Source organism: Bacteroides sp. MSK.18.37, from assembly GCF_019129155.2.
In the GTDB taxonomy this organism is placed as follows: Bacteria; Bacteroidota; Bacteroidia; order Bacteroidales; family Bacteroidaceae; genus Bacteroides; species Bacteroides ovatus.
Genome location: NZ_JAHOIB020000001.1, coordinates 347,713 through 364,452, shown reverse-complemented (window position 1 = coordinate 364,452; position 16,740 = coordinate 347,713). Strand labels below are relative to the sequence as shown.

The window sequence follows — 16,740 nt, the reverse complement described above, 5'->3', positions numbered from 1 at the left end:
CCCCTTTTTATTTGTAACGCTGCAAGGTTCCATTTTCAAATTCCAGTGTTTTGCCATTGTAGAACCAAGTTTCGAAACGATTGTCTTTTTTCAGCTCGATTTCTATCGGATCACCAATGGATAAACGACATTCCACTGTACTCATGCCCGTCTCCAGATCTCCCCGGGAGATAATCTGCCAACGATTTTCTGTGATACCCGGATATTTTTTATGTATATCTTCGAATCCGAAAAAGTCTTCGATATAATTTTCATTTCTGACGATAACATCATATTTCAGATCGGTTTCCAATTCATAGATTGCTCCGTCCTTGTCTTCTAATGAGAGAACAGCCAGACTGCCGGGAGGAGATAATCTAATATCTTTGATTTGCAGAACTGTATATCGGGGCAGGTGAACGCGTGATTCGGTCTGCTTGTCTTCAAAAGATATAATTCTTTTGGCTGGCAGCACCTTTTTAGGATAAACTGTCATTCCCATATATTTATTTTTCAGGCTTTCGATAGTGCCCAGACTCTTATTGGTGAAACTGAATGCATTTGAGAAATATTTCATTCTCTTTTCTCCTTGAAAATCATTCAGGTCCATGCCGGAGTTTGTTCGTGAAAGGGCAACTTCCAGATAATAAGAATGTCCCTGTGTATCTTTGAATACGATTTTTGCCGGATATGCCTGACTGCCGACCCCAATAGCGGTAATCGTTGCTTCCGTATTGACGGGAATGGCTATATCCCGGTAGCCGGAATAATTGTTGGCATCGTCTATCCGGACGCTTTCTGCTTGTATATAGACAGTTTTTCCTACCAACAGTTCTTTTGCAGTATCCACATCTTTCAGATAAACCAATCCGTTGATGCCGGCACGGGGAGCCTTTTCGGAGATCTCCTCCAGCCGCATATTCTTTATCTCATAATAATATTTTCCTCCCTCACATTCGAAGATGAAGCGAGTGGAGTAGTTAGTCCCGTTGGGGATATTCTGAGCTTTCTCTTCAGTTCCCGTGAAAGTGAGTATTTTATGTTTCAGCAGGCTGTTGTCTACCCCTTTCTCGGTCTCGTAGCTGGAAAGGGTGGGAAGGAACATGCTCCGTGGAGATGGAACGAACATAAATTTCATCCCGGGTGTCCATTTGCCCAGCGGTAGCAACGGAAAGTTACTTTTGATAAACTGTTCTTCTTGGCCTACAGGGATTTCCTGTGCAGAAGGAGTAGTGACGATGTAATCACTTTGGGCTATGATAGGAGACGTACCACAGCAGAATAGAATCAAAGACAGGACAATTATTCTCATATTTGTTTACTTTAAGTGAACTATGTAAATTGTTCGTTTGTTGTACATTTACTGGCAAATGTATATATTTTATGTTGCATTGGATGTTATTTCCCAATCTTTTTGATATCTTTGCCCTCGATTTTAACTTAAACGTTATAACAATATGAAGAAAGTATTTGTTTCAATTTGCATTGCTGGTGCAGCACTTGCAATGTCTTCGTGCCGTTCGGTTGAGAAGGCAATTCCCCTGTCATCTATCAATGGTGAATGGAATATCATAGAAGTCAATGGCTCGAAAATCACTCCGGGCGAAAGTAAATCCCTTCCTTTTATCGCTTTTGATACAGCAACCGGTCGTGTGTCCGGCAATAGCGGCTGTAATCGGATGATGGGTAGCTTCGATGTAAATGCGAAGCCGGGAAGTCTTGAACTTACAGGAATGGCTAGTACTCGGATGATGTGTCCGGATATGACTACTGAAAATAATGTATTGAATGCTTTTGCGCAAGTAAAAGGGTATAAAAAGGCAGGTAAGGACAAAGTGTATCTTTGCAATTCGTCCAACCGTCCGGTTGTCGTTCTACAAAAGAAGGAGGCTGATGTGAAACTTTCGGTTTTGAATGGAGAATGGAAAATAAAAGAAGTGAATGGTGAAGCAATTCCTTCCGGAATGGAAAAACAACCTTTCATTGCTTTTGATGTGAAGAAAAAGACAATTCATGGCAATGCCGGATGTAATTTGATTAATGGTGGTTTTGAAACCAGTACCAGTAATGCCAAATCAATTTCTTTCCCGGGAGTAGCAAGTACAATGATGACTTGTCCGGACATGGAAACAGAAGGTAAGGTGCTGAAAGCTATCAATGAGGTGAAGTCATTCGATGTGTTGTCCGGTGGCGGCATTGGCTTGTATGATGCAAATGGTGCATTGGTTATCGTGCTGGAAAAGTAATAAATAGATCGATCTATATAATAGGATATGCCTGTGTCTCACATGACGACACAGGCATATTTTTTTCCTTTCATCGAACCAGAGCCGTCTGCATTTGTTTAAAGAAACAGTTGCTGACTGGCTTTGAATATGACTATGTCAGCAGTGTTTATTTATTAAAACTGTCTTTTTGGCAGATATTATGTCATGCATTCGTATAATTTCTTTTTGGCACACGGTTTGCTTTTTAGTAAGCGTCCGTTCGCGACGAGGCTCCTTGATAAGAGCCGGAGAAACAACCGGACAAAAAGAAATCAATGAATAAATAATAAATAAAAAAATAACGATCATGGGAAAAATTATTGGTATTGACTTAGGAACTACAAACTCTTGTGTTGCCGTATTCGAAGGTAACGAACCTGTAGTAATTGCAAACAGTGAAGGTAAACGTACGACTCCTTCTGTTGTCGCTTTCGTAGATGGCGGTGAACGTAAGGTGGGTGATCCTGCAAAACGTCAGGCTATTACGAACCCTACACGTACAATCTTCTCTATCAAACGTTTCATGGGTGAAACTTGGGATCAGGTACAGAAGGAGGTGACTCGTGTTCCTTATAAAGTAGTGAAAGGTGACAATAACACTCCGCGTGTTGACATCGACGGACGTCTGTACACTCCGCAGGAAATCTCTGCTATGATTCTTCAGAAAATGAAGAAAACTGCCGAAGACTATCTCGGTCAGGAAGTAACAGAAGCAGTAATCACCGTTCCTGCATATTTTTCCGACTCTCAACGTCAGGCTACTAAGGAAGCCGGACAGATTGCCGGTCTGGAAGTAAAACGTATTGTAAACGAACCGACAGCCGCAGCTCTTGCTTACGGTCTGGATAAGGCTCACAAAGATATGAAGATTGCTGTATTCGACCTTGGTGGTGGTACATTCGATATCTCTATCCTCGAATTTGGTGGTGGTGTGTTTGAAGTACTTTCTACAAATGGTGACACTCACCTGGGTGGTGATGACTTCGACCAGGTAATCATCAATTGGTTGGTACAGGAATTCAAGAACGACGAAGGTGCTGACTTGACTCAGGATCCGATGGCTTTGCAACGTCTGAAAGAAGCTGCTGAAAAAGCTAAGATTGAGCTTTCCTCTTCTACAAGTACAGAAATCAACTTGCCGTATATCATGCCGGTGGGTGGTGTGCCTAAGCACTTGGTGAAGACTTTGACTCGTGCAAAATTCGAATCTTTGGCTCACGAATTGATTCAGGCTTGTCTTGAACCATGTAAGAAGGCAATGAGTGATGCAGGTTTGAACAATGCTGATATTGATGAAGTAATCCTTGTTGGTGGTTCTTCACGTATTCCGGCTGTTCAGAAATTGGTAGAGGATTTCTTCGGCAAGGCTCCTTCTAAAGGTGTGAATCCGGATGAAGTGGTAGCAATTGGTGCTGCTGTACAAGGTGCTGTTTTGACAGACGAAATCAAAGGTGTGGTATTGTTGGATGTTACTCCGTTGTCAATGGGTATCGAAACACTGGGTGGTGTAATGACTAAGTTGATCGATGCTAACACTACCATCCCGGCTCGTAAGAGTGAAACATTCTCTACTGCTGCCGATAACCAGACGGAAGTTACTATCCACGTATTACAGGGAGAACGTCCGATGGCTGCACAGAACAAATCAATCGGTCAGTTCAACTTGACAGGTATTGCTCCGGCTCGTCGTGGTGTTCCTCAAATTGAGGTTACATTTGATATCGATGCCAACGGTATCTTGAAAGTATCTGCAAAAGATAAGGCTACCGGTAAAGAACAGGCTATCCGTATTGAAGCATCCAGCGGTTTGAGCAAGGAAGAAATCGAAAAGATGAAGGCTGAAGCTGAAGCTAATGCTGAAGCAGATAAGAAAGAACGTGAAAAGATCGACAAGCTGAACCAGGCTGACAGCGTAATCTTCTCTACTGAAAATCAGTTGAAAGAATTAGGTGATAAGTTGCCTGCTGATAAGAAAGCTCCGATTGAAGCTGCTTTGCAGAAATTGAAAGATGCTCACAAGGCACAAGATTTGGCTGCTATTGATACTGCTATGGCAGAAATCAATACTGCTTTCCAGGCTGCAAGTGCTGAAATGTATGCACAGAGCGGTGCGCAAGGTGGAGCACAGGCTGGTCCTGATATGAATGGTGGTGCTGGCCAGCAAGATAACAGCAAGCACGGAGATAACGTTCAGGATGCTGACTTCGAGGAAGTGAAGTAAGCTCCTATAGAAATAAGAATACATTATCATAAGGAAAGCGTGTAGCTCAATGAGTTACACGCTTTTCTTGTTTTTGGCCGTACACAATAATATTGCTATCTTTGCGTTATTATTATAAACATCTGTACCTCATTTGTATCTCGAAACTATAGTAGATAATGTGCGAAACTATGGGGCGCAAGATAATTAGTAACAATAACATAGAGATATTAGTATGCCTGGATCAAAGTATAAGATAGTGCGGAAGTGTCCTGTATGCGGAGAAGAATTCTTCGCACGGACTTTGGAGTCTTGGTATTGCTCGCCAAAATGTTCCAAAGTAGCTTGGAAACGCAAGCATGATGAAGAAAAGCGTCAGTTGGAATTAGACAGCATAGCCAAGAGTATTCCCAATTATAGGGATTATATCACAATAACAGAAGCGTATGCTTTGTTTGGTATTAGCCGAGATTCCATTTATCGGCTAATAAAACTGAACCGAATCTCATCTATTAAGCGTAAAGGAGCCAAAATCAAGGTCAGCAAAACGGAATTGATGAAGTTATACCCACTTCGGCAATCTCCGCTTGACACCAACCCAAGGAAACCAGTTACCATGTACCGCATGGAACCAGAGGATTGCTATACAATAGGTGAGATTTCCAAGAAATTTCATCTGGATGACAGCACCGTGTATGCTCATATACGAAAATACTCAATACCGACCCGGCAAATCGGTAATTATGTGTATGCTCACAAGGAATCAATAGACAAACTTTATAAAGATATAAAACCATTATGAAAAGATTAGATTATACTAAAGTCTCCGTCAAATTAAAGAAAAGTGAGTGGAGAGATGAGTGGTTCATCTATCTTGAAGCTTATCCTGTTTATGAGACGGGAAGTGACAAACCCAAACGGGTGCGTGAATATCTCAGGAGGTCTATTACTACTCCGATATGGGATAAAAGACGTAGTGAGCGAGCCGTTGCTGGTAGAATAAAGTACAAGCCCAAGCGAGATGACAATGGCGTTATTCAGTGTAAATCCAAGCAAGATATGGAAACTTGCCTTTATGCGGATGGCGTTCGAGTCCTGCGTCAAAAAGAATACGACAATATGGCTCTCTTTACTGAGCAGCAAATGGAAATGGCAGAACAAAGCGAACGCTCAAAATGCAATGTTCTGGAGTATATTGAGAAGCTAATCAAAGAAAGAGAGGAAACTGCGTCAGAATCGATAGTTGTCAACTGGCGCAGATTGCACACACTGTTGTCAATGTTTGCCAAGTGTGACTACATACAGTTCTCGCAGATTGACATGAAGTATATTGAGGCATTCCGTTCCTTCTTGATAAAGGCACCGCAGGGTGGTTCTAAGAAAGGAACTATTTCAAGGAATACGGCATCGACGTACTTCTCTATCTTCAAGGCGGCACTCAAACAAGCTTTCGTGGATGGCTATCTGAATTGTGATATTGCTGCCAAGGCTAAGAATATCATGTTTCAGAGTGCTCGAAGAGAGTATCTGTCACTCGAAGAACTTAATATATTGGCAAAGACTCCGTGTGATGATATACTAAAACGGGCAGCCTTGTTCTCTGCACTGACAGGAATGCGACATAGCGATATTCAAAAGCTTAAATGGTCAGAGGTGGAAGAATACAATGGTGGGTACCGTCTCAATTTCACTCAGCAGAAGACTAAGGGCGTTGAATACATGCCTATATCGCCACAGGCATACAAGCTTTGCGGTGAGCGCAAGAAAGACGGAGAACTGTTGGTGTTTGCCGGACTGCCTGACCCTTCATGGATATCAAAGCCTTTGGAACGGTGGGTAAAAGCATCAGGGATTACCAAGCACATCACCTTTCATTGCTTCCGCCACACCTATGCAACATTACAATTGGCTAACGGTACAGACATATATACAGTAAGCAAAATGTTAGGGCATACCAATGTAAAAACTACGCAAATCTACGCAAAAGTAATTGACAAGAAGAAAGATGAAGCTACAGAAGCTTTTAAGTTGGACATAGATGAATAGTGATTATCATTTGTAAGCACTTAGTATAGAAGACCACTTGTATCAATAAGTCCTTTATTGTACAGGTGGTTTTTAGTGCCTTTCATTTTCATCATTCTATGTAATGATGCTATTGTTTTGGCACTTTAACCTTTCGTGGAAACCAAACATTTATAACAATAAACAGATAAAAATGAAAAAAGACAGCCTTTTTTGGCTTCTCTCTTTTTGAAGAGAGCAAGCGTGTCCACAAACATGTGGAGTGTACAGAAGACTTCTACAGAGAACTGTATGAGTTGTTTGAGATCGCAAGAAGTTGGTATCTTCAAGCTGAAAAGAATCATATGAAGACAGAGTACTTCATAGAACTATTTGAGCGCAGTCACCAATATATTGACTGTGATTGTGCACGTTGTAAGAACTCGCGACAGATGGCAATTGGCATTATTGGTACTTTGTTTAGAGACTCTAAGTGTGTGTCAATAATCAAGAAAAAAGAAGATTATTCCAAGCAGGAACTTATTGAGTTGTTTCTTCAACATGTGGGTACTGGTCTGCCAATCCTTACCCGAAAGAAATCGTCCATCCTCACTTTTGGATGCCAATTGTCAGACAGACAGATGGATTTGTTGGTAGAACTTGTCCAAAGTCACGACATATTTGATTTTGCCGACAACAGTGATGTGCGTAGCGAGTTGTGTCGCCTATTCAAGTGCGACTTGGACGCATCTATCCGTGTAAAAAATGTACGTAATGTAGCCATACTGTTTGACGCTATGGCTCAATACCATTTGATAAACAATAATTGGCAATATGTCATGGGAGAAGGTCGCTTCTTAACCAGTATCAAAAAGGACGGAACAGAGAAATTCATAACTTCGAGTTGTCTTTCCTCTTCTCTTTCAAGGATAAGAAGAAACGTTTCCATGACAGCAAGTCAATATGCCATCTGCAAATCCATCGAACAGATATTAAGAGAGGAATAAATCACAATAATTCTGCTAAATGCAAGTAAAAACGTGATAGTTTGGTTGATACTGCCTTACTATCACGTTACTTTTTCTATTTAGTGACAGTCTCCCCATAACTTTGCATCAAAAATCATAAAAAATAATTAGCATGGAAGAAAATAGTATAAGATTTGAAGATATTCCCAACGCTATAACGGGGGTACTGAAAAAGCTGTCATCATTAGAAGACAAGATTGATGGTATATATGAACTTGTTCAATCAGAAAAAGAAGAAACATGGTTTACGGTTGCTGAATTATGTGCTTATCTCCCAACACATCCGGTAGAGCATACCATATATTGCTGGACAAGCAATCGGGAAATACCGTTTCACAAGAGAGGCAAACGCATCATGTTCCTCAAATCTGAGATAGATGAATGGCTTCAAGGAACCAAGGGCAAATCGAAGAACGAGATTCAAAGAGAAGCAGAGGAATATGTACTATCTACACAAAGAAAGAATAGACGGCTAATATAACCGTGCTACTGTCTGTAAACAATTTAATTAAGGTACGTGACACATGAATGAAAGACATTTTAGACTCTATGAGCGAATTGTCGCAATAGAAGACAGTTTGGAGGCTTTGGGACCTATTGACAAACTAATAGAGCGAATCGAGGAATTGGAGAAGATGGTCAAGCAGACCAAAACCGTCTTGGGGTTTGACGAAGCATGTAAGTATATTGGTGTTTCTGAAAGCCTGCTATACAAACTTACAGCCGCAAAAGAAGTTCCACACTATAAGCCAAGGGGAAAAATGCTGTATTTTAATAGAGAAGAAATCGACAAGTGGCTGCTCCAAAACAAACAAGAGATTATTGGAATGGTAACGAAAACAGAAATTAATAATCCGAAAGAATGAAAATGGAAGAAAATAACAAACATGTACAGCCTAACTCAAAAGAGGAAGGAGTACAGCGTCTCAATCGCATATTGAGCGAATCGTTGATAAAGGCAACAGATACTTATAAAACACCTCCTCAGATTATATGGGTTGATAATTCCAGCATAGCCACATTGGGCAACTTCAGTGCTTCTACGGGTAAGGCAAAGGCGAAAAAGACCTTCAACGTGTCTGCCTTGGTGGCTGCATCACTCTCCAACGGTAAGGTTCTTAACTATCGAGCCAGTCTGCCAGAGGGAAAGCGCAAGATACTGTATGTAGATACCGAGCAGAGCCGCTATCATTGTCATAACGTGCTGGAGCGCATCCTGAAGCTCGCCGGTCTGCCTACAAGCATCGACAACGAGAATCTGGACTTTATCTGTCTGAGGGAGTACACACCCTCCGTCAGGATAGAGGTCATAAACTATGCGCTTGCCCAAGACCAAAGCTATGGACTGGTCATCATCGACGGAATCAGGGACCTGCTTCTCGACATCAACAATGCGGGAGAATCGGTCGAGGTCATCAACAAGATGATGGAATGGTCATCAAAGTATGACCTGCACATCCATTGCGTATTGCATCAGAACAAGGGCGACAATAACGTGCGCGGGCATATCGGTACGGAGATGAACAACAAGGCAGAGACGGTGCTTGTCATCACCAAGAGCACCACCAATCCCGATATCAGCGAGGTGAAGGCTATGCACATCCGTGAGAAGGAATTCAAGCCGTTTGCCTTTACCGTCAATGAAGAAGGGTTGCCAGAGATTGTCGAGCACACGCCGGAGAAGGAAGAAGGTGACAAGCAACCGTCAAGGTTTACTTACCAAGACTTGACATCCGAACAGCATAACGAGGCACTGACGGCTGCATTCAAGGAGAAACCTATCAAAGGATTCGATCGCATGGTGGAGGAATTGACGCAAGCCTATGCAGACATCGGCTTCAAGCGTGGCAGAAGCGTTATCATCAAAATGCTGAAATATCTGATGAACGAGCAAAAGCTCATAGTGAAGCGGGATAATCACTACTATTTCGGATATACTCTTGCGGAGATTGACCTGTTCCATGAAGAGGAATAAAAACAGTTCAGAAACCAGTTTAGTTTACGTCCGTGCCTATATATAAGAAATAAGGCCAAAGTAAACCGAAATCGGAGGCTGAATTGGGAAGCGGAAAAGTAGTTTAGCAAATGGTTTAGTTTACGGGGGTGCCTATATAGGAGAAAGGGTAAAGTAAACTGTTCCATGGACAAAGTGAAACCGAACAAATGAAATGCAATGAATATTGAACAATCGAAGAAACTGAGCATTATAGACTTCTTGGACAAGGAGAATGTAACGCTGAAAAAGAAGAAGGGCAATGCCTACTGGTATCTGTCACCCTTCAGGGACGAGAAGACCGCATCGTTCAAGGTCAGCAAGAAGGAGAACCTGTGGTACGACTACGCCATTAAGGAGGGTGGCGACCTTGTGGAGTTGGTAAAGCGCATGTATAACAAACACTCCGTTTCCGATGCCCTTGCCTACCTTGCGTCCAAGAATATCACCACTGTGGATAAGGCGATAGAGACCGCCATCGCAGCCAAGGAATACACGACAACCAAAATGAACGATGTGAAGCTGCTTCCTCTGAGCAACCATTCTCTGCTGTCCTATTTCAGTAGCCGACGGATAGACATCACCATCGGCAGGATGTATTGCAGGGAGATACACTACAAGGTTGAGCAGAAGCATTACTATGGCATTGCCTTTGGCAACCTAAGCGAAGGACATGAGGTGCGCAATCCCTATTTCAAGGGCTGCATCGGGCATAAGGATATCACCCTGCTTGCCCATACATTCAATGAGTGGCAAAGCGGTTGTCTGGTTTTTGAGGGCTTCATGGATTTCCTTGCGTATATGACCCTCGTCAAACAGCAAGATAGATGGTTTGTCGTTGAAAGCCCTTGCGACTATATGATACTGAACTCAGTCGCCAACATCAAACGAGCATTGCAGTACCTTGACCGTTACACCCACATCCATTGCTTCCTCGACAACGACCAGGCAGGACGCAAGACGGTTGAGAGTATCAGCAATGTATTCGAGTACAGGGTGACGGACGAGTCCTTCAGGTATGCCGACTACAAGGATGTCAACGACTATCTTATGAGGAAAAGATAACCTGTCAATGAATAAATTGTTTGGATTCCGACTCAAAAAAGCTCTTAAAACCGCTTTTCATGTTAATTTATCACAAATATGTGCGATTTTGAAGAGAAATATCGATAAAGTTCCCTTTTAATGGGAATTATTTATTATCTTTGCACCAAAAATAAATGCTGAATGCATGATTAAAGTTGAAATACAAGACGATGACCTGCGTGAACTCATACTATATGGAATGAATGCAGGAAAATATAAAAGAATCGCTCGCGACAAGAAATTTGTGAAGAAGCTGACTGATATATACAACCTGATGAAATCAGTGGAGCATGTCTCCAAATTGAGGGATTACAGTTTCCTTCACTACGAGCAACTGAGACATATATCCTTAAGCTCTGTCAGGATATTCAACAATAGAGTTGAGCGGCTGCTGTTCCGGGAAACAGAGACAGGATTGGAAATAACGTTAATAGAATTAAATGATGACCACTATGGCAACAAGAAATGAAAGCAAGACCCCTTGGACGGCAACCCATCCGGGTACCATTCTGAGGTATGAATTGGAAGACAGAGAAATCTCCCAAAAGGACTTTGCAGTCATGATTGGTATGCAAAAGTCACATCTGAATGAGCTGATAAAAGGCAAGAGACCCATAACAAAGCCCATTGCAGACAAGATAGAAGAGGTTCTCGGCATCTCTGCAGTATCGTTGGTAAACATGCAGACCCAATATGAATATGACATGAAGGTGATAGAGCAGAGAGGCGTTGAAGAGTTTGAAGCGCAAAACGCCCTCAGTCTTTATAATGAAATCTTTGATGTCAAAACCTTGTTCAAGCGAATCGGCAAAGAACTGACTACAGCGGTTCAACAGATGCAGTATATTTCCGAAACCCTTTGTCTGCCCCAGCCTGCCGAGCTGAAACTGGAGACATCCGGCATGTTCAGAAAATCGGCAAAGACAGGTCAAGACCCTCGTATGCTGATGACATGGAAGCTTTTGGCAGAATCAAAAGCCAAGAGACAAAAGGTTTCACAACCATTCAACCAGGAAAGAAGAAATGAGGTGGTTGCAGCATTGGTAAGAGCCTTGCATGACAATCGCTCCACGGAGAATACTGTAAAAGAGATATTGGCTGCCGAGGGAATAGCCTTCTGCATCGAAGAAAAGGTGGATAAAGCCTCTGTGGATGGTTATTCTTACATAGAAGACGGCATACCTTATATAATATTGACAAGGAGATACGACCGCATAGACAATTTCGCTTTCGCACTGATGCACGAGGTCGGGCACATCTATCTGCATTATCTCGATGGCCGCCGAAGCGATTGTAAACTCAGCATCCCAGATTATGACAACGAGAGTGCAGAGGAAAAAGAAGCCAATGCCTTTGCTGCCAATGCCCTCATACCAAACGAAGAATGGAAAAATGCCCCGAAGGTAAGGTTAAATCCTGCGATGATACAGCGCAAATATACCCAATGGGCTAATGAGAAAGGCCTGAACAAGTGGATTGTGTTAGGCAGAATATCATACGAGACAGGAATGTACAAGTTCCGCTCTGACGAAAGCAGAAGAATCGGTTAATCGGAATATTGGCATCAGCCAAACCAATAGAATAAGCTCTTCCCTATCGGAAGGGCTTTTTTATGCCCTTTGAGTTTGATTGATGAGAATTGGCTATCTAATGAGAAAGAAACGAACGGCATCGGAATGACATTATCAAGACGAAAACATTATCATTTGGTGCAGAAACGGCTCAAATGCATTGAAATTACATATCAAATCTGCACTTTTTCGCCAAAATATGCCTGATTCTCAATTATTATCCTTATTTTTGCATCGTTTTAATGTATCATTAAAATGTAGCAGAATGGAATTGAAAAAAGAAATAAGGATATTGGGCAGACGCATTGAGGTGGAACCTCGTGCCAAGGAAAGCTTGAAAGGTATCACTGTCGGAGAGAAACTCTCATACAGTTTCTATGACGGCACATACCAAGGCATGTCCCTGCTGTTCGTTAAACCTAAGAAAGAAGTCAATCCCTCTCCACGGGCTTGCGCCATCACGGGCAAGCGATTGACTGAAGCCTTGGGACTGCCCGCAGTATTCATCCTTGCGCCCGGACCCACCTACGAGCGGCACAGGCTGGCGGACAAGGGAGTCTTCTTTGTCATGTCCGAGGAGTATGCCCACTTGCCTGGCATCATTGCATTGGAGAAGACAAGCAACAGGAAGATAGCTGAGGTACTGACTCCTGTGGCACAATACATGCTGCTCTACCACCTACAGGTCGGCAGTCTCGAAGGAATGTCGCCAAGAGACATTGCGCCCTTGCTTCCCTATTCCTATGAAAGCGTCACGTTGGGTGTCACCTGCCTTGAAGACGTAGGGCTGTGTCAAAAGATTCAGAACGGACAGCGCAGTAAGGTGGTACACTTCGAGCTGAAGGGCAAGGAACTGTGGGACAAGGCACAGAACGTCTTGCTGTCACCCGTAGAGAACCTTATCTATTGCGATGACATACGCTTGGATGCGGAATATCCCGTATGTGGCATCAATGCCTTGGCGCATTACACCATGCTCAACCCCGACAGGGAACAGATGATGATGATGACAAGCAAGGAGTACCGTGCCGTCAAGTCGGCTGATGTCATGGAAAATCCCAACATCTATGACGGCAACTATATCATAGAGGTATGGAAATACCCTGTCGTCAGCAAGATTGGCGACAAGAACCAGTGGGTTGACCGCCTTTCCCTTGTCCTTTCATTGAGGGAGGACAATGATCCGAGAGTGGAAAAAGAAGTAGAACGAATAATCAGTGAACAGAAATGGACGGATTAGATAAGTTCCGCGAGGCTTTTGCGGAATACTCAGACAACTATGTAGTGATAGGCGGTGCAGCCTGTGACATCACCATGACCAATACCGTGGTGCGCCCCCGCGCCACACACGACATCGATATGATAGTCATCGTAGAGAACATGACCGAGGCATTCGCCAACCGCTTCTGGCAGTTTGTACGTGAGGCAGGCTATCGACCTGAAAAGAGGAAACAGGAGGCTGGTGAACCACCAAGATATGAAATGTACCGCTTCCTTGATGGCAAAGATGGTTATCCCGAGATGATAGAACTGCTGTCACGCCACCCCGATGTGCTTGGAGAGCCAAAGGGATTTGTCATAGAACCTATCCCGACCGATGAAGATGTGTCGAGTCTCAGTGCCATCATCATGGACGATGACTACTATCACTTCACTATCGCACACAGCCAACTGACTGATGGCATACGCCATGCCAATTCCGCTGCCTTGATAGCGCTGAAGGCAAGAGCCTACCTCAATCTCATGGCAGACAAGAGGGACGGCAAGCATGTGAACACCAAGGACATCAAGAAGCATCGTTCTGACATTCTGAAGAATGTGGTCATAATGGCCGAGGACAACATTGAGGCACCTGCTTCCATAGTGGCATGTATAAGGGAGTTTGTCGCCTCCATCAGAGCCGACTGGTCAATTCTCGCAGAACCATTGTCAAATTCGCTCGGTCAAGACGAGGCATTTGTGACTGGACTGTTGGACCAACTGGATGAATTGTTTATGGAAGCATGAACAATATGAAGATACAATACGCATCCGACCTGCACCTAGAGTTTGCCGACAACTGGCGGTATCTGAAAGCCCACCCCTTGGAGGTGACGGGCGACATACTGCTGCTTGCCGGTGACATCGGCTATCTCGGTGATGATAACTACTCCAAGCATCCCTTTTGGGACTGGGCATCGGAGAATTACAAGGAGGTGCATTGCTGCATGGGCAACCATGAGTTCTACAAATACTATGATGTGGCGACATTGCCCGACGGCTATCTCTTGGAGATACGTCCCAATGTATTCAGCCACTACAATGGTGTTGTGAGGATTGGCGACACCGACATCATCCTCTCCACCCTTTGGTCGAGGATTCCTTTGGAAGACGCTTACTTCACCGAGCAAGTGATAAGTGACTTCCGCCGTATATTATATAAAGGTGAACTGATGACCCATGCCCAATTCAATGCCGAGCATAAGCGTTGCCTCACGTTCATCAAGGACGCTGTGGCACATTCGCAAGCAGTCCATAAGATTGTTGTCACCCATCATGTGCCGTCGTTCCGTATGCTCCACCCGAAGTTTCAGGGCAGCAAGGCAAACGGGGCTTTCACTGTAGAACTGGAGGACTATATCACCGATAGCGGCATTGACTATTGGATATACGGACACTCGCACACCAACATCAATGCCAGGATAGGCAACACCCAATGCCTGTCCAACCAGTTGGGCTATGTATTCTCCAACGAGCATCAAGACTTCTCCCACGACAAGCATCTGACCATATAGCCATCCACATTTTCTCATCCACCCTCTTTACAGGCTCTTCCATATCGGAAGGGCTTTTTTTGTGCCTTTCGAGTTTGATTTTTGAGTATGATTGTGAGTGTAATCAAAATTAGAGTTAAGATTTGGCTCTGCGGAAAGGCATTTCGGTTTAAGATTGAAGAAAAGGTAGTTCCTTTGCACTGGCAATAAGCCAAATCATAGTAAAATCAAACTTGAAAATATGAAGTCATTTGTAATATTCGCCATTGTCGTGACCGTAATCTATGTCATCTACTATACGGTCATCATCGTGCAGGATCTGTACGGAAAGCCCAAGGACGAGAAGTCACAGGGCGAGTCGTTTGATGTCAGTGACATGACCGATGAAGAAGAGTCGATAGCGGTCAGCGAGAGCGACGGCGGCTTCAGCGTAGGCGATAACCAGTATGAGACAGCCTACGAGGAGAAGCAGCTTGCAGAGCCTACAGAGGAGGCAGCCGCCACTGCGGAAGAGAGCAAGCCTCATGTGCTTGAAAAAATACAAAGCGCAATCGAGAAGAAGATGGAGGAAGTGAATACCACCTATTCCGACCCCATGTTTTCGGAAGAATTGATAAACACCATCATCGCCCGTGGCCTCCGTCACAATGGTCGTGAAATGGTCAAGGTGGAATCACTCAATAATGAGATATGATGTCAAAAACAAGAAGTGCATTTCTATCATTATATGCCGCTTTAACCCCAGTTCTGGCCAGTGCTAAGTGTGGCAACGTGGACTACAGCTGGGGAGCGGACGCACTTGCGAGTGCCCACGACTATGCCGTGACGATGATGCTCTATATCGTCTATATGTGCTATGCAGTGGCGGGCATCGTGGTCATTATCAGTGCCTTGCAGATATATATAAAGATGAATACGGGCGAAGAGGGAGTGAAGAAGAACATCATGATGCTGGTGGGAGCCTGCCTGTTCCTCATAGGAGCGACCATCGTCTTCCCCGCCTTCTTCGGCTATCAGATTTGAGATACAGGTGATACGAGATAAGATAACTCAAAGTGTAACAAATTAAAAGGTAAAAAGAATGTTTGAAAGGATTAACAAGAAGGTGAAGGGACTCTTCTCTTCACAGCGCATGAAAACGCTCGCCCTGATGCTGCTTGTCGGCACCACCGCAGCAATGGCACAGAACGCAGCCGGCGACTACTCAGCAGGCACGACCGCGCTTACCACAGTGACGGAGGAAATTGCCAAGTATGTGCCTATCGTGGTGAAGCTCTGCTACGCCATAGCCGGTGTCGTTGCCATAGTCGGTGCGATCTCAGTTTACATCGCCATGAACAACGAGGAACAGGACGTGAAAAAGAAGATCATGATGGTCGTCGGCGCATGTATTTTCCTCATTGCAGCAGCCCAGGCACTGCCTCTGTTCTTCGGCATTGGAGGTTAAACGCAGCGTGAGATTGTGAGTATGTAGAACGTTAAAACACTGACAGTTATGGCAGAGGCAAAGCAGGAGCGATTTCCTGACTATCCCATTTTCAAGGGACTGCAACGTCCATTAGAGTTTTTCGGGTTGCAGGGACGCTACATCTACTGGGCGGCAGCCACCGCAGGAGGAGCCGTTGCGGGCTTCATCCTCGGCTACTGCATCTTCGGTTTCGTGGCAGGACTCGTGCTGCTTGTCCTCGCCGTGGCTGTCGGTGGCGTTCTCATCGTCATGAAGCAGCGCAAAGGCTTGCATAGCAAAAAGAGTGACAACGGAATATTCATCTATGCCTATTCAAAGAAAGTGTAAAACAAAAAAAAGAGAATCCATTATGTCCAAGTGGAATGCTATCAATGATTGTAAGTGAATGAAG

The 16,740-nt window shown here is 43.9% G+C and carries 19 protein-coding genes; 18 read left to right on the top strand and 1 reads right to left on the bottom strand.

The features are described 5' to 3' along the window. Window positions 1-7: 7 nt before the first annotated feature. Entirely contained in the window at window positions 8-1,291 is a 1,284-nt protein-coding gene (locus KSX81_RS01435; RefSeq protein ID WP_211480665.1) for a hypothetical protein, read from the bottom strand. A gap of 145 nt (window positions 1,292-1,436) precedes the next feature. Here KSX81_RS01435 and KSX81_RS01430 point away from each other — a divergent pair, with 145 nt between their 5' ends. The 18 genes from KSX81_RS01430 (at window position 1,437) to KSX81_RS01345 (ending at window position 16,676) form a co-directional block, all read left to right on the top strand. Then, window positions 1,437-2,225, top strand: coding sequence for an META domain-containing protein (locus tag KSX81_RS01430; protein ID WP_211480664.1), 789 nt, complete (start codon window positions 1,437-1,439; stop codon window positions 2,223-2,225). A gap of 328 nt (window positions 2,226-2,553) precedes the next feature. After that, window positions 2,554-4,467 (top strand): molecular chaperone DnaK, encoded by a 1,914-nt coding sequence (gene dnaK / locus KSX81_RS01425; RefSeq protein ID WP_004302085.1) that lies wholly within the window; start codon window positions 2,554-2,556, stop codon window positions 4,465-4,467. A 214-nt stretch (window positions 4,468-4,681) separates the two neighbouring features. After that, window positions 4,682-5,248, top strand: coding sequence for a helix-turn-helix domain-containing protein (locus KSX81_RS01420; protein WP_004320290.1), 567 nt, complete (start codon window positions 4,682-4,684; stop codon window positions 5,246-5,248). Beyond that, window positions 5,245-6,492, top strand: a complete 1,248-nt coding sequence (locus KSX81_RS01415) for a site-specific integrase (protein ID WP_004320288.1) — start codon at window positions 5,245-5,247, stop codon at window positions 6,490-6,492. Before KSX81_RS01420 ends, KSX81_RS01415 begins: the two co-directional genes overlap by 4 nt. Before the next feature lie 410 nt (window positions 6,493-6,902). Further along, complete coding sequence (locus tag KSX81_RS01410; RefSeq protein ID WP_229101816.1) at window positions 6,903-7,457, top strand: hypothetical protein; 555 nt, start codon at window positions 6,903-6,905, stop codon at window positions 7,455-7,457. Window positions 7,458-7,590: 133 nt separating this feature from the next. Then, complete coding sequence (locus KSX81_RS01405; protein WP_004320284.1) at window positions 7,591-7,959, top strand: helix-turn-helix domain-containing protein; 369 nt, start codon at window positions 7,591-7,593, stop codon at window positions 7,957-7,959. Between the two features lie 43 nt (window positions 7,960-8,002). After that, a complete protein-coding gene (locus tag KSX81_RS01400; RefSeq protein WP_004320277.1) occupies window positions 8,003-8,344 on the top strand; it encodes a helix-turn-helix transcriptional regulator in 342 nt (113 codons plus the stop codon). 2 nt (window positions 8,345-8,346) lie between these two features. Beyond that, the gene (locus KSX81_RS01395; protein ID WP_165601824.1) at window positions 8,347-9,453 is read left to right on the top strand and encodes an AAA family ATPase; all 1,107 of its coding nucleotides are present in this window, start codon (window positions 8,347-8,349) and stop codon (window positions 9,451-9,453) included. Between the two features lie 198 nt (window positions 9,454-9,651). After that, window positions 9,652-10,536, top strand: coding sequence for a toprim domain-containing protein (locus KSX81_RS01390; protein WP_004320273.1), 885 nt, complete (start codon window positions 9,652-9,654; stop codon window positions 10,534-10,536). A gap of 166 nt (window positions 10,537-10,702) precedes the next feature. Beyond that, on the top strand, window positions 10,703-11,026 hold the full coding sequence (locus KSX81_RS01385) for a hypothetical protein (RefSeq protein WP_004320271.1): 324 nt from the start codon (window positions 10,703-10,705) through the stop codon (window positions 11,024-11,026). Beyond that, window positions 11,010-12,107, top strand: coding sequence for an ImmA/IrrE family metallo-endopeptidase (locus tag KSX81_RS01380; RefSeq protein ID WP_004320269.1), 1,098 nt, complete (start codon window positions 11,010-11,012; stop codon window positions 12,105-12,107). The genes KSX81_RS01385 and KSX81_RS01380 overlap by 17 nt, the downstream gene beginning before the upstream one ends. Before the next feature lie 286 nt (window positions 12,108-12,393). Further along, the gene (locus KSX81_RS01375) at window positions 12,394-13,368 is read left to right on the top strand and encodes a hypothetical protein (RefSeq protein ID WP_004320267.1); all 975 of its coding nucleotides are present in this window, start codon (window positions 12,394-12,396) and stop codon (window positions 13,366-13,368) included. Beyond that, window positions 13,356-14,135, top strand: a complete 780-nt coding sequence (locus KSX81_RS01370) for a hypothetical protein (RefSeq protein ID WP_004320265.1) — start codon at window positions 13,356-13,358, stop codon at window positions 14,133-14,135. The genes KSX81_RS01375 and KSX81_RS01370 overlap by 13 nt, the downstream gene beginning before the upstream one ends. Before the next feature lie 5 nt (window positions 14,136-14,140). After that, window positions 14,141-14,902, top strand: coding sequence for a metallophosphoesterase (locus tag KSX81_RS01365; protein ID WP_044917907.1), 762 nt, complete (start codon window positions 14,141-14,143; stop codon window positions 14,900-14,902). A gap of 220 nt (window positions 14,903-15,122) precedes the next feature. Continuing rightward, window positions 15,123-15,575, top strand: coding sequence for a hypothetical protein (locus KSX81_RS01360; RefSeq protein WP_004320261.1), 453 nt, complete (start codon window positions 15,123-15,125; stop codon window positions 15,573-15,575). Further along, the gene (locus tag KSX81_RS01355) at window positions 15,572-15,904 is read left to right on the top strand and encodes a DUF4134 domain-containing protein (protein WP_004320258.1); all 333 of its coding nucleotides are present in this window, start codon (window positions 15,572-15,574) and stop codon (window positions 15,902-15,904) included. Before KSX81_RS01360 ends, KSX81_RS01355 begins: the two co-directional genes overlap by 4 nt. A gap of 58 nt (window positions 15,905-15,962) precedes the next feature. Beyond that, the gene (locus KSX81_RS01350; protein WP_004320256.1) at window positions 15,963-16,328 is read left to right on the top strand and encodes a DUF4134 domain-containing protein; all 366 of its coding nucleotides are present in this window, start codon (window positions 15,963-15,965) and stop codon (window positions 16,326-16,328) included. Between the two features lie 48 nt (window positions 16,329-16,376). Beyond that, a complete protein-coding gene (locus KSX81_RS01345) occupies window positions 16,377-16,676 on the top strand; it encodes a DUF4133 domain-containing protein (RefSeq protein WP_004320254.1) in 300 nt (99 codons plus the stop codon). The last annotated feature ends 64 nt before the right edge of the window (window positions 16,677-16,740 follow it).

Bases quoted from the DNA above. Each gene is read 5' to 3' on its own strand.
- KSX81_RS01405 (WP_004320284.1), top strand. From the start codon at position 7,591: ATGGAAGAAAATAGTATAAGATTTGAAGATATTCCCAACGCTATAACG.
- dnaK (WP_004302085.1), top strand. From the start codon at position 2,554: ATGGGAAAAATTATTGGTATTGACTTAGGAACTACAAACTCTTGTGTT.
- KSX81_RS01370 (WP_004320265.1), top strand. From the start codon at position 13,356: ATGGACGGATTAGATAAGTTCCGCGAGGCTTTTGCGGAATACTCAGAC.
- KSX81_RS01375 (WP_004320267.1), top strand. From the start codon at position 12,394: ATGGAATTGAAAAAAGAAATAAGGATATTGGGCAGACGCATTGAGGTG.
- KSX81_RS01435 (WP_211480665.1), bottom strand. From the start codon at position 1,291: ATGAGAATAATTGTCCTGTCTTTGATTCTATTCTGCTGTGGTACGTCT.
- KSX81_RS01350 (WP_004320256.1), top strand. From the start codon at position 15,963: ATGTTTGAAAGGATTAACAAGAAGGTGAAGGGACTCTTCTCTTCACAG.
- KSX81_RS01355 (WP_004320258.1), top strand. From the start codon at position 15,572: ATGATGTCAAAAACAAGAAGTGCATTTCTATCATTATATGCCGCTTTA.
- KSX81_RS01380 (WP_004320269.1), top strand. From the start codon at position 11,010: ATGGCAACAAGAAATGAAAGCAAGACCCCTTGGACGGCAACCCATCCG.
- KSX81_RS01390 (WP_004320273.1), top strand. From the start codon at position 9,652: ATGAATATTGAACAATCGAAGAAACTGAGCATTATAGACTTCTTGGAC.
- KSX81_RS01360 (WP_004320261.1), top strand. From the start codon at position 15,123: ATGAAGTCATTTGTAATATTCGCCATTGTCGTGACCGTAATCTATGTC.
- KSX81_RS01345 (WP_004320254.1), top strand. From the start codon at position 16,377: ATGGCAGAGGCAAAGCAGGAGCGATTTCCTGACTATCCCATTTTCAAG.
- KSX81_RS01395 (WP_165601824.1), top strand. From the start codon at position 8,347: ATGGAAGAAAATAACAAACATGTACAGCCTAACTCAAAAGAGGAAGGA.
- KSX81_RS01365 (WP_044917907.1), top strand. From the start codon at position 14,141: ATGAAGATACAATACGCATCCGACCTGCACCTAGAGTTTGCCGACAAC.
- KSX81_RS01415 (WP_004320288.1), top strand. From the start codon at position 5,245: ATGAAAAGATTAGATTATACTAAAGTCTCCGTCAAATTAAAGAAAAGT.
- KSX81_RS01385 (WP_004320271.1), top strand. From the start codon at position 10,703: ATGATTAAAGTTGAAATACAAGACGATGACCTGCGTGAACTCATACTA.
- KSX81_RS01400 (WP_004320277.1), top strand. From the start codon at position 8,003: ATGAATGAAAGACATTTTAGACTCTATGAGCGAATTGTCGCAATAGAA.
- KSX81_RS01410 (WP_229101816.1), top strand. From the start codon at position 6,903: ATGGCAATTGGCATTATTGGTACTTTGTTTAGAGACTCTAAGTGTGTG.
- KSX81_RS01420 (WP_004320290.1), top strand. From the start codon at position 4,682: ATGCCTGGATCAAAGTATAAGATAGTGCGGAAGTGTCCTGTATGCGGA.
- KSX81_RS01430 (WP_211480664.1), top strand. From the start codon at position 1,437: ATGAAGAAAGTATTTGTTTCAATTTGCATTGCTGGTGCAGCACTTGCA.